This is a genomic window from Sphingomonas sp. Leaf9 (genome assembly GCF_001421355.1).
Taxonomy (GTDB): Bacteria; Pseudomonadota; Alphaproteobacteria; order Sphingomonadales; family Sphingomonadaceae; genus Sphingomonas.
The window spans coordinates 272,370-285,339 of record NZ_LMKC01000003.1; the positions used below are offsets into that span (position 1 = coordinate 272,370).

The 12,970-nt window shown below is 66.3% G+C and carries 7 protein-coding genes; 2 read left to right on the plus strand and 5 right to left on the minus strand.

Features of this window, described 5'->3' with window-relative positions:
- Together ASE58_RS09185 and ASE58_RS09190 are read left to right on the plus strand one after the other, a co-directional pair.
- Positions 1 to 2,046 carry a glycoside hydrolase family 97 protein gene (locus tag ASE58_RS09185; protein ID WP_082467848.1) on the plus strand — a complete coding sequence of 682 codons (2,046 nt, stop codon included), beginning with the start codon at positions 1 to 3 and terminating at the stop codon, positions 2,044 to 2,046.
- 143 nt (positions 2,047 to 2,189) lie between these two features.
- Positions 2,190 to 3,695 carry an MFS transporter gene (locus tag ASE58_RS09190; protein ID WP_055820235.1) on the plus strand — a complete coding sequence of 502 codons (1,506 nt, stop codon included), beginning with the start codon at positions 2,190 to 2,192 and terminating at the stop codon, positions 3,693 to 3,695.
- Here the strand turns inward: ASE58_RS09190 and glgX are convergent.
- The 5 genes from glgX to ASE58_RS09215 all read right to left on the minus strand — a co-directional run bounded on the left by glgX (position 3,682) and on the right by ASE58_RS09215 (position 12,874).
- Positions 3,682 to 5,451: a glycogen debranching protein GlgX gene (glgX, locus tag ASE58_RS09195; protein ID WP_055820238.1), complete on the minus strand. Its 1,770-nt coding sequence runs from the start codon at positions 5,449 to 5,451 to the stop codon at positions 3,682 to 3,684. The two genes, ASE58_RS09190 and glgX, sit on opposite strands and share 14 nt — an antisense overlap.
- Positions 5,448 to 6,863 carry a glycogen synthase GlgA gene (gene glgA / locus ASE58_RS09200; RefSeq protein WP_055820241.1) on the minus strand — a complete coding sequence of 472 codons (1,416 nt, stop codon included), beginning with the start codon at positions 6,861 to 6,863 and terminating at the stop codon, positions 5,448 to 5,450. The genes glgX and glgA overlap by 4 nt, the downstream gene beginning before the upstream one ends.
- 152 nt (positions 6,864 to 7,015) lie before the next feature.
- On the minus strand, positions 7,016 to 8,275 hold the full coding sequence (glgC, locus tag ASE58_RS09205) for a glucose-1-phosphate adenylyltransferase (protein WP_082467850.1): 1,260 nt from the start codon (positions 8,273 to 8,275) through the stop codon (positions 7,016 to 7,018).
- Positions 8,276 to 8,297: 22 nt separating this feature from the next.
- Positions 8,298 to 10,448 (minus strand): 1,4-alpha-glucan branching protein GlgB, encoded by a 2,151-nt coding sequence (gene glgB / locus ASE58_RS09210; RefSeq protein WP_055820247.1) that lies wholly within the window; start codon positions 10,446 to 10,448, stop codon positions 8,298 to 8,300.
- A complete protein-coding gene (locus ASE58_RS09215; RefSeq protein WP_055820250.1) occupies positions 10,445 to 12,874 on the minus strand; it encodes a glycogen/starch/alpha-glucan phosphorylase in 2,430 nt (809 codons plus the stop codon). Before ASE58_RS09215 ends, glgB begins: the two co-directional genes overlap by 4 nt.
- Positions 12,875 to 12,970 lie beyond the last annotated feature (96 nt).

Below are 12,970 nucleotides of genomic sequence, written 5' to 3' on the forward strand. Positions count from 1 at the left end.
ATGATGAAACTGGCGCTGGCACTGGCCGGCGTGACTGCGATGGCCTCGCCCGCCTTTGCCGAAGTCGTCGCGCGAGCGGCCTCGCCCGATGGCAAGCTGACCGTGGCGGTCAGCCTTGATGGCGAAGGGCGGCCGAGCTATTCGATCGCCAAGGACGGTCGCGCCGTGCTGAACGACAGCAAGCTCGGCTTCCTGTTCACCGACGCGCCGAAGATCGAGCGCGGGCTGACGCTTGCGGGCACGAAGCGCGACCGCGCCGATACGAGCTGGACCCAACCGTTCGGTGAATGGAAGACGATCCGCGATAACCACACCGAACTGACGGTTACGTTCCGCGAGGCCAAGAACCTGAAGCGCGAAATGGCGGTCACGTTCCGCCTGTTCGACGATGGCGTCGGGTTTCGCTACACCCTGCCCAAGCAGGCCAATCTGACGACGGTGAATATTGCCGATGAGCTGACCCAGTTCGCCTTTGCCGAACCGGGCACCGCATGGTGGAAGCCGGCGTTCGAATGGAACCGCGAGGAGTATCTCTACAACAAGACGCCGCTGGATGCAGTCGGCACCGCGCAGACGGTGATGACGGTGAAGCTTGCCAGCGGTCGCAACGTCGCGATCCATGAAGCGGCGCTGAGCGATTATTCGGCGATGAACCTGGCGCGGGCAGAGGGCACCACGTTCCGTGCGGTGCTGACGCCGGGATCGACTGGTCCCAAGGTGTCGCGCGCCGCCGGCTTCTCGACCCCGTGGCGGACCATCGCCATCGCCGACGATGCACCGGGCCTCTACAACGCCAGCCGCATCGGGCTGAACCTGAACGAGCCGAACAAGTTGGGCGATACGTCGAGCTGGATCCAGCCGGGCAAGTTCGTCGGCGTGTGGTGGAACATGATCAAGGGCGAATGGAGCTGGGCGCGGGGGCCCAAGCACGGCGCCACCACCGCCAATGTCCGCCGCTATATCGACTTTGCCGCCGCCAATGGCATTCAGGGCGTGCTGGTCGAGGGGTGGAATGTCGGCTGGGACGGCGACTGGTTCGGCAACGGCAACGACATGAACTTCAGCCAGCCGACCGAGGATTTCGACGCGGCGGGTCTTGCGGCCTACGCCAAGTCGAAGGGCGTTCGCTTGATCGGGCACCACGAGACCGGCGGGTCGGTCAGCAATTATGACCGGCAGCTCGACACCGCGTTCAAATGGGCGGCGGACCATGGCGAGCGGGTCGTGAAGACCGGCTATGTCACCGATGCCGGCCAGATCGAACGCGTCGATGCCGACGGGTCGAAGCATCGCGAATGGCATGAGGGGCAGTGGATGGTGAACCACCATCAGCGCGTCCTGAACGCCGCGGCCCGGTACAAGGTGTCGATCGACAGCCATGAACCGGTCAAGGACACCGGCCTGCGCCGCACCTATCCCAACTGGCTGGCCCGCGAAGGCGGGCGCGGCATGGAGTATAATGCGTGGGGCGGCGGCAACAACAATCCGCCCGAGCATGAATCGAACATGGTCTTTACCCAGTTCCTGGGCGGGCCGATGGACTTCACGCCGGGTGTGCTGAGCCTGACCGGCAGCCCCGGCGTGTTCCTGCAATCGACCATCGCCAAGCAGCTCGCGCTGTACGTCGCGCTTTATTCGCCGGTCGTCATGGCCGCCGATACGCCGGAAAACTACGCGCGCTATCCCGCCGCCTTCAAGTTCATCCGCGACGTGCCGACCGACTGGTCCGACACCCGCGTGCTGAACGGCGAGGTCGGCGACTATGCAACGATCGCGCGCAAGGCGGCGGGCAGCAACGACTGGTTCCTGGGCGCGATCGGGGACGAGGAAGCGCGCAGCAGCACGGTGAAGCTCGACTTCCTCGATGCGGGCAAGACCTATACCGCCGAAATCTATCGCGACGGTCCGGGTGCTGACTATCGCACCGATGCGCGCCATTCGATCACCATCGAACAGCGGCAGGTGAAGAAGGGCGACACGCTGACGATCGCACTGGCACCCGGCGGTGGCGAGGCGATCCGTTTCGTGGCACCGAAGAAGCGATAAACGATCCTCCCCGGCACGGGGAGGGGGACCGCCGCGGAACGCGGTGGTGGAGGGGGGGGCCCCGCAACGCTACGGTGGCGGGTGGGGCGATCCCCCTCCACCGTCCTGCGGACGGTCCCCCTCCCCGCGAACGGGGAGGATTTATGACGACCAACACCCGCCCGACGCTCGGCTTTGCCCAGCTCTGGAATATCTCGTTCGGATTCTTCGGCATCCAGATCGGCTTTGCGCTGCAGAATGCGAATGCCAGCCGCATTTTCCAGTCGCTGGGCACGCCGATCGATCAGCTGGGGCTGATGTGGATCGCCGCCCCGCTGACCGGGTTGCTGGTCCAGCCGCTGATCGGCCATTATTCCGACCGCACCTGGGGGCGGCTGGGGCGCAGGCGACCCTATTTCCTGGTCGGTGCGATCCTGTGCACCTGCGCGCTGTTCTTCATGCCCAATTCGCCGACCATCCTGGCGGCGGCGATCACGCTATGGATTCTCGATGCGTCGCTGAACGTGTCGATGGAGCCGTTCCGCGCGTTCGTCGGCGACATGCTGGCGCCGAAACAGCGACCGGCGGGCTATGCGTTCCAGACCTGGTTCATCGGTGCGGGGGCCGTCGTCGCAAGCATCGCGCCCTATGTGCTGGAGAATGTCTTCGGCGTCAGCAACATAGCACCAGCCGGGCAGGTGCCCGATGCAGTACGCTATGGCTTCTATTTCGGCGGGGCGATGCTGCTGGCGGCGGTGCTGTGGACGGTGCTGAGCGTGCGCGAATACAGCCCGGCAGAGCTGGCGGCGTTCGGCGAGGAAACCGAGGAGCCGGTCGATACCGCCCCGCCGGTCGTGCCGGCACGTGGCCCGATGTGGATCGTCGGTGGCGTGATCGTCGCCGCGCTGATCGCATGGGCGGAGGCGAGCGGCGCGCTGGAAAGCGGGCGCGAGGCGTATTTTGTCGCGGCCGGCATCGCGCTCTACGGCGTGGCGCAAATGGTGTCGGCGGCGCTGGTGCGGACCGGGCGCGGAGACAATGTGCTCAGCCACATCATCGGCGACCTCGCCACCATGCCCGACACGATGCGGCGGCTGGCGCTGGTGCAGTTCTTCACCTGGGGCGCGCTGATCATCATGTGGGTCTATACGACGCCGGTCATCGCGCAGCAGGTGTGGGGCACGGTCGATCCGGCATCGGACGGCTATAACCAGGCGGGCAGCTGGGTCGGCGTCTTGTTCGCGATCTATTCGGGCGTGGCGGCTGTCGCGGCGTTCGCGCTGCCGCTGCTCGCACGCAGCATCGGGGCGGCGCGGACGCATATGCTGTGCCTGATTATCGGGGCGGCGGCCTATATCGGCATCTACCTGACGCATGACCGGCTGGGCATGATCGTGCCGATGATCGGCATCGGCATCGTGTGGGCATCGGTGCTGACCATGCCCTATGTCCTGCTCGCCAACGCCCTGCCGCAGCGCAAGCTGGGCGTGTATATGGGCATCTTCAACTTCTTCATCGTCCTGCCGCAGCTTATCGTCGCGACCGTCATGGGCGGCGTCATCAAGACGTGGTTCCCGGCCCAGCCGGCCACGACGATGCTGGTCGCGGCGACCGTGATGGCGCTGGCGGCGGTGGCGATGCTGCGGGTGCGCGAACCTATCGCAGCGTGACGCTCCGGGCGGGGCGATCCACCCGGATCGTCGCGCCCGGCAGGTGCAGTTCGAAACCGGGGCAGTCGGGCGCTTCCCACGCTTCCGCCGTCATCGGTGCGCCATCGAGTGCCAGCCACGTCGCCTGCTGCGGCACATCGGTGTCGAACACGGCGGGACGATCGCGCCGCCACGCAGCCAGCGTCGCGACATGCTCCTCCAGCGCCACGTCGCGCGCGCGCCAGTCGACCCAGCCGATCGCATTGTCCTGCGCATAGGCGTTGTTGTTGCCCCGCTGCGATCGGCCGAATTCGTCGCCGGCGGTCAGCTGGATATAGCCGCGCGTCGCGAACAAGGTGGCGAGCAGTGCGCGCAGATCGGCGGTGCGCGCGGCGATGACGGCAGGGTCGTCGCTTGGCCCCTCGATCCCATGGTTCCACGACAGGTTGTCGCCATGCCCGTCGCGATTATCCTCGCCATTGGCATGGTTATGGCGATCGACGTGCGACACGAGATCGGCGAGGGTGAAGCCGTCATGCGCCGCAAGGAAATGGACGCTGCGGGTGACGGGGCCGAAGATATCGGCCGATCCCATCAGCCGCGTCGCCAACTGCCCGACGCTGCCATCACCGCGCCAGAAGCGGCGTACATCGTCGCGGTAGCGGTCGTTCCATTCCAGCCAGTCGGGTGGGAAATTGCCCAGCTGATAGCCGCCGGGTCCGATGTCCCACGGCTCGGCGATCATCACCTTGTGTTGCAGCAGCGGGTCGGCGGCGATCGCGGCAAAGATCGGGGCTTGTGGATCGAAACCGGGCGAACGCGCGATGACCGGGGCGAGGTCGAAGCGGAAGCCATCGACGCCCAGCGCCGCGAAATGGCGCAGCGAGGCGAGGATAAGATCGCGCACCCCGGCATCGCCCGCGTCCAGCGTATTGCCGGTGCCGGTATCGTTGATGAGGCTGCCGTCTGGAGCATGCGCATAGCTGCGATCGTCCAGCCCGCGCAGCGACAGGATCGGCCCGTCGCGGTCGCTTTCCCCGCTATGGTTGAACACCAGGTCGAGGACGACGCCGATCCCGGCGGCGTGGAGCGCGGCGATCGTGTCGCGCAGTTCGGTGACGCCACCGGGGGCGAGACCGGGATCGATCGCCATCGGCACGACGGGGTTGTAGCCCCAGGCATTGCGCAAGCCCAACGGGGGCAAATGGCGTTCGTCGATCCAGGCGACAATCGGCATCAGCTCGACGGTGCCGACGCCGATCTTTTGCAGATGGGCGATAATCGCGGGATGGGCGAGGGCGGCGATCGTTCCGCGCTGTTCCTCGGGCACGTCGGGATGCTGCATCGTGAAGGCGCGGACGTTCAGTTCATAAATCGGCCGCGCCGGATCGATCAGCGGCCGTTCGACCGGGGCAGCCGCGGACAGCGCCGGAACGATCGCACGGGGCACGATGCCGGCGGTGTCCTCGCCATACGCCGACAGGATCGGGTCGTAGGCGAAGCGGCGGTCGAGTTCGACGGCATAGGGATCGACCAGCAGCTTGGCCGGATCGAACCAGCGGCCCCGATCGGGTGCCCATTCGCCCTCGGCGCGATAGCCATAGCACTGGCCGGGACCTACGCCGGCAACCTCCGCCACGAACCAGTCGCCGTCGCGCGCCATCGCCACGCGGCGTTCGGCATCGCCATCGAACAGGCACAGCCAGACGCCCGCCGCTTCGCGCGCTCGAACGGCGAAGCGCGTGCCGCCGGGGATCGCACAGGCACCCGGCGTCATGCGGCCAACAGGCCCCGATAGAGCTCGGCATAGCGCGCGCCGCTGCGTGTCCAGGAAAAGTCCGCGCGCATTCCCTGCTTCTGCAGCGTCGTCCAGCAATCGGGCCGGGCATAGAGCGCCATCGTTCGCCGCAGCGCCTGTGCCAGCCCGTCCGGCGTGACCGCCCCGAACTGGACCCCGGTCGCGACGCCCGCCGCCACCGCCGCCTCGTTCGCGTCGATCACCGTGTCGGCCAGCCCGCCGGTGCGCGCAACGACCGGCACGCAGCCATAGGCGAGGCCGTAGAGCTGGGTCAGGCCGCAGGGTTCGAAGCGCGACGGGATCAGGATCGCATCGCCGCCACCCTGCAACAGATGCGAGACGCCTTCGTCATAGCCGATGCGAACGCCGATCCGTCCGGGATGGCGGGTGGCAGCAGCGACGAACGCCTGTTCCAGTGCGGCGTCGCCCGAGCCGAGCAGCGCGAGCCGGCCCCCCATCGCGACCAGCGCATCGAGTTCGCCGGCCAGCACGTCCATGCCCTTCTGCCACGTCAGCCGGCTGACCACGACGAAGATCGGGCCGTCGCCGGGTTCGAGGCCGAACGCGGCTTCGACCGCGCGCTTGTTGGTGCGGCGGCGGGGCAGGGTGCGCGCGGTATAGCGGGCGGGCAGGGCGGCGTCGGTTTCCGGCGACCACACCGCCGGGTCGATGCCGTTGACGATGCCCGACACCCGGTCGCGCCGCGCCTCGATCAATCCCTCCAGCCCCATGCCGAATTCGCCCCGCCGGATTTCCTCGGCATAGCTGGGCGATACGGTAGTGATGGCGTCGGCGGAGGCGAGGCCCGCTTTAAGCAGGCCGATCCCGCCATAATATTCGATTCCGTCGAGCGCGAAGGCGCTGTCGGGCAGCCCCAAGTCGGCGAAGACGGCGGCATCATAGCGCCCCTGAAACGCGATATTGTGGATCGTCAGGACGCTCGGCACGCGCGCGCCGTCATAGCGCAGATAGGCCGGCGCCATCGCCCCCTGCCAGTCATGGGCATGGACCAGGTCGAACTGCGGCGCGAGGTCCGCCGCCGCCCGGCCGAGCGCAGCGAAGCGGCGCCAGTTATCGTCCCAATCACGGCCCGTCGCATCGCCATAGGGACCACCGTCGCGCGCGAACAGCGCTGGCGCGTCGAGCACGAGCAGCGGATGGCCATCGATCTTTCCGCCCAGCAAACGGGCCGGGACCCCCAGCAGGTCTTCCCAGCGGCGCACCGCCTTGGCCCGGCCGAGCGACCTCACGACCGATGGGTAGCCCGGCAGCAGCGTGGTCGTCACGATCCCGTGCGGGGCGAGCGCGGCGGGCAAGGCCCCGACGACATCGGCAAGGCCGCCGGTCTTGACGAGCGGATAGGCTTCGGAAGCGACGGAAAGAACGCGCATCTAGATCCTCCCCGGTATGGGGAGGGGGGCCGTCCGCAGGACGGTGGAGGGGGATGTCCGCACACAAGGCGCGCTGTGGAGCAGGCCAGCCTCCTCCACCATGCTGCGCATGGTCCCCCTCCCCGTGCCGGGGAGGATATGCATCGGCTGCATCAAACCTCCAACCGGTCGATCATCGGTTGGGTGATCAGGCAGATGCCACGTTCCGTCCGGCGGAAGCGGTGGCCGTCGAGCAACGGGTTCTCGCCGATCACCAGCCCGTCGGGAATGGTGACGCCGGCATCGACCACGCAGCGGGTCAGCCGCGCATTCCGCCCGATCCGGGTCATCGGCAGGATCACCGATTCGTCGATGCTGCTGAAGCTGTGCGCGCGGACCCCGGTGCTGAGCAGGCTGCGATGCACGGTCGATCCGGACACGATGCAGTCGCCCGCGACCAGACTCGACACCGCGCTGCCGCGCCGTCCGTCGATATCATGGACGAACTTGGCCGGCGGGGTGATTTCCGAATAGGTCCACAGCGGCCAGCTGCGGTCGTACAGGTCGAGTTGCGGCACGACATCGGTCAGATCGATGTTCGCTTCCCAATAGGCATCGACCGTGCCGACGTCGCGCCAATAGGCACGCGGTTCTTCCGGGCTGCGAACGCAGGAGGAGGAGAAACGGTGTGCCTGCGCATGGCCATGTTCGACCAGCCAGGGGATCAGGTCCTTGCCGAAATCGCGGCTCGACCCTTCCGCATCCGCATCGCGGCGGAGCTGTTCGAACAGCAATTTGGTACGGAAGACGTAGATGCCGAGGCTGGCGAGGGCCATGTCGGGATTGCCGGGGATCGCCGGCGGGTCCTTCGGCTTTTCGACGAAATCGATGATCCGGTCGTTCGCATCGACATGCATGACGCCGAACCCAACCGCTTCGGCCCGCGGCACCTCCATGCAGGCGACGGTCACGTCGGCACCGGTGTCGACATGCTGCTGGAGCATGAGTTCATAGTCCATCTTGTAGATATGGTCCCCGGCAAGGATGACCATGTACTCCGGACCATAGCTCTGGATGATGTCGATGTTTTGGAACACCGCGTCGGCGGTGCCTTCATACCATTGGAACTCGCTGATCCGCTGGCTTGCCGGAAGGATATCGAAGCTTTCGTTGCGTTCGGGACGCAGGAAGTTCCAGCCGCGCTGGAGATGGCGGATCAGGCTGTGCGCCTTGTACTGCGTCGCCACGCCGATGCGGCGGATGCCCGAATTGATCGCATTCGACAGCGCGAAGTCGATGATCCGGCTCTTGCCCCCGAAATAGACCGCCGGCTTGGCACGGGTGTCGGTCATCTCGAACAGGCGGCTGCCCCGGCCGCCCGCCAATACATAGGCCATGGCGTCACGCGCCAATGGTTGTCCTCGCCTCTCCACGCAGTACTCTCCCCCAAAAAACTTACGCGTTATATTCGAACCACATCGTCGCCAGCGGCGGCAGGGTCAGCGTGACCGTGCCGTCGGCGGCGGTAACCGCGCCCAGATTGCCGATGCCGCCACCGCCATAGACGGCTGCGTCGCTGTTCAGCACTTCGCGCCACGTTCCGTTCGCCGACACCGGCACGCGGTAACCCTCGCGCACTACCGGCGTCAGGTTGCTGACGACCAGGACCGGCGGCTCGCCCGGCGCGCGGCGTTCCCACGCGAAGACCGAATTGGCCGCATCGTCGACCACCGCCCAGCAGAAGCCGTCGCCCTCGCAATCGCGCGCGTGCAATGCCGGTGTCTCACTATACAACCGGTTGAGATCGCGGATCAGCGTGGCGACGCCGCGATGTGCGGGCGCCTCCATCAACTCCCAATCGAGCGCGCGCTCTTCCGACCATTCGCGACGCTGGGCGAACTCCTGCCCCATGAACAGCAGCTTCTTGCCCGGATAGCCCCACATCAGCGCGTAATAGGCGCGCAGGTTGGCGAATTTCTGCCAATCGTCACCGGCCATCTTGGTCAGCAACGACCCCTTGCCATGCACCACCTCGTCATGGCTCAGCGGCAGGACGAAGTTCTCGCTGAAGGCATAGGTCAGGCCGAAGGTGATTTCGTCATGATGGTGCGCCCGGTGCACCGGCTCGCGCGCCATGTACGACAGCGTGTCGTGCATGAAACCCATGTTCCATTTGAACCCGAAGCCCAGCCCGCCTTCATGGGCCGGTTTCGACACGCCGGGCCACGACGTCGATTCCTCGGCAATGGTGAAGAAACCGGGATGTTCGCGGTACACGGCGCGGTTGGTGTCGCGGAGGAACTCGACCGCTTCCCAATTCTCGCGCCCACCATCGGCGTTCGGAATCCATTCGCCTGCCTTGCGCGAATAGTCGCGGTACAGCATCGATGCAACCGCATCGACCCGCAGGCCGTCGACATGATAGCGTTCGGCCCAGAACAGCGCGTTGTTCACCAGGAACTGCGACACCTCTCGGCGACCGAAGTTGTAGATCGCGGTGTTCCAGTCGGGGTGGAAGCCAAGCCGCGGATCTTCGTGTTCGTAGAGCGCGGTGCCGTCGAAACGCGCCAGGCCATGCGCGTCGGTCGGGAAATGCGCCGGCACCCAGTCGAGCAGTACGCCGACCCCGGCCTTGTGCGCGCCATCGACGAACCGCGCGAACCCGGCCGGATCGCCGAACCGGGCGGAGGGCGCGTACAGCCCGGTCGTCTGGTATCCCCAGGACGGGTCGTAGGGATGCTCGCTGACGGGTAAGAATTCGATATGGGTGAAGCCCAGATCGACGACATAGGGGATCAGCCGGTCGGCCAGCTGGTCCCACGGCAGGAACCAGCCATCGTCGCCACGCTGCCAACTGCCGGCATGGACTTCGTAGATCGAGATCGGCACGCGGCGTGCATCGATCGATGCCCAATGCTCGCGGTGCGCCGCGTCGCGCCAGTCATGGTCGAGCGGGGCGGCGGTGCGCGATGCGGTGGCCGGGCGCAGTTCGCTTTCGAACGCGAAGGGATCGGCCTTGTGCGGCAGGCGCTCGCCATCCGGGCCGATGATCGCGAATTTATACGCCTGACCCGGGCCGACATCGGGCAGGAAGATTTCCCACACCCCCGCATCGCCGCGCCGCCGCATCGGATGGCGCTTGGCATCCCACATATTCCAGTCGCCGACGACGCTGACGACCTGCGCATTGGGCGCCCACACCGCGAAGTGCATACCATCGGCGCCTTCGTGCCGGATCGGATGCGCGCCGAGCTTGTCGTGGAGGCGCAGGTGCGTGCCCTCCGCCAGCAGGAAATCGTCCGTCGGCCCCAGGACCGGGCCGAACGAATAAGGGTCCTTCACCCACCATTCGCCACCACCACCGCGCGCATAATACCAGAGTGGCTGGGGCGGGGCATCGATCACCCCCTCGACGATACCGTCGCCGACGGGCTTGAGTTCGCCCAGCACCTTGCCCGAAAGGTCGTGCGCCAGCACCTTTTGCGCACCGGGCAGCCACGCGCGCACGAACGTACCCGCCGGCCCGGCATGGGGACCGAGCAACGCGAACGGATCGGCATGACGCCCGCCGAGCAGCGCGGCGATGGCGTCGTCGCCGGGCGTCACATCACCTTCCAGATATCACGGGCATATTCGCCGATCGTGCGGTCGGACGAGAACCAGCCAACCCCACCGACATTGCGGATCGCGTTGGCGTTCCACCCGGCACGGTCGCTCCACCGCGTGTCGATCTGCCGCTGTGCCTGCGCATAGCTGTCGAAATCGGCGCAGCACAGGAACCAGTCGCTGTTTTCGAGGCCATCGATCAGCCCGGCATAGCGGCCCGGTTCGTCATGGCTGAACACGCCGCCCTTGATCGCCGACAACGCCTGTTGCAGCTCGGGCGAGGCGGCGATCGCGTCGCGCGGATTATAGCCGCTGGCACGCTTTTCGGCGACTTCATCGGCGGTCAGGCCAAAGATCACGATGTCGTCGGCACCGACATGATCGCGGATTTCGACGTTGGCACCGTCGAGCGTGCCGATGGTCAGCGCGCCGTTCAGCGCCAGCTTCATATTGCCGGTGCCCGACGCTTCCATCCCCGCCGTGCTGATCTGTTCGGACAGGTCGGCGGCCGGCATGATGAGTTCGGCGAGCGAGACGTTGTAGTTGGGCACGAATGCGACGCGCAGCAGCCCGCGTACCGCCGGGTCGGCATTGACCCGCCGCGCCACATCGTTCGCCAGTTTGATGATGAGCTTGGCGTTGTGATAGCTCGACGCGGCCTTGCCCGCGAACAGCTTCACGCGCGGGGTCCAGTCCTTGTCCGGGTGGCTGCGGATCTGATCGTACAGCGCCACCGTCTCGAGAATATTGAGCAGCTGGCGCTTATATTCGTGGATGCGCTTTACCTGCACGTCGAACATCGCGTCGGGGTCGAGCCGGACGCCCATCACCTCACGCAGATGCTGCGACAGGCGGACCTTGTTCGCGCGCTTCACCGCCTCGAACTTCTCGCGGAACGCGGCGTCGGTGGCGAAGGGCTTCAGCTCGGCGAGCTTCGTCGCATCGTCGAGGAAGCCGTCGCCGATCGCCTCGCGGATCAACGATGTCAGCCCCGGATTGCTTTCGAACAGCCAGCGGCGCGGCGTAATGCCGTTGGTCTTGTTGTTGATCCGGTCGGGATAGAGGCGGTGGAGGTCGGCGAACACCGTCTGCTTCATCAGGTCGGTGTGGAGCGCAGCCACGCCATTGACGCTATGGCTGCCGGTGAATGCCAGGTTCGCCATCCGCACCCGCCGCTCGCCGCCTTCGTCGATCAGGCTGATCGCGGCGATCGCGCCGTCGTCCTGACCCTGTGCCCGTGCCTCGCGCAGCACCTTCGCATTGATCGCATAGACGATCTGCATGTGGCGCGGCAGCAGCCGTTCGAACAGCGGCAGCGGCCAGCTTTCCAGCGCTTCGGGCAGCAGCGTGTGGTTGGTATAGCCGAACGTCGCCTTCGTAATCTCCCACGCGCCGTCGAAATCGAGCGCGTGGTCGTCGATCAGGATACGCATCAACTCGGCGACCGACACCGCCGGGTGGGTGTCGTTCAGCTGGATCGCGGCCTTGTCCGACAGGGTGCGGATGTCGCCGAAATACTGGACGTGGCGGCGAACGATGTCCTGGATCGAGGCGGAGGAGAAGAAATATTCCTGCCGCAGCCGCAGCTCTTGTCCCGCCGGGGTCGAATCGGCCGGATAGAGGACGCGGACCAGCGTGTCGGCGCGGACAGATGCGGCCAGCGCTCCTTCGTGGTCGCCCGCATTGAACCGGTCGAGCCGGATCGGATCGCGCGCCCGCGCGGTCCACAGGCGCAGCGTGTTCACTCGCGCCCCGCGCCACCCGATCACCGGCGTATCGACCGCGACCGCCTCGACGCTTTCGCCCGGCATCCAATGGATGTCGCCATTCTCGTCGCCGACGACTTCACCGCCAAAGCCGATGCGATAGGCACTCTCGCGGCGTTCGAACTCCCACGGATTGCCATGGCGCAGCCAGGTTTCGGGCAGTTCGACCTGCCAGCCATTGTCGATCCGCTGGCGGAACATGCCGTTCACATAGCGGATGCCATAGCCATAGGCGGGCAGGTCGAGGCTCGCGAGGCTTTCCATGAAACACGCCGCCAACCGGCCGAGACCACCGTTGCCGAGCGCCGCGTCGGGTTCCTCGCCCTCCAGGTCGGCGAGGTTGACGCCGAGCGAGGTCAGCGCCTCGCGCACCTCGTCGGTGCGCGACAGGTTCGCCATCGCATCGCGCAGCAGCCGCCCGATCAGGAATTCGAGGCTTAGATAATAGACCCGCTTGGCACCGGCGGCATGGGCCTGCTTGCTCGACGCCATCCAGCGTTCGATGATGTCGTTGCGCACGGTCAGGATGGTCGCGGCCAGCCAGTCATGCGGCAGCGCGGCCTGCGCATCCTTGCCGATCCGGTGGACCAGCGTTTCGAGGATGGCATCGGCAAGGGGCGGCGTGGTCGGAGCAACGGCGGCAAGGGCAGGCTGGGTCACGCGGATTCCTCGAAACGGGATACGAACGACAGTATCGAATGTCGAACGCTTGTCACGCGCAATACGTATGCGCGAACCGGGTCGTTCCGGTGACAG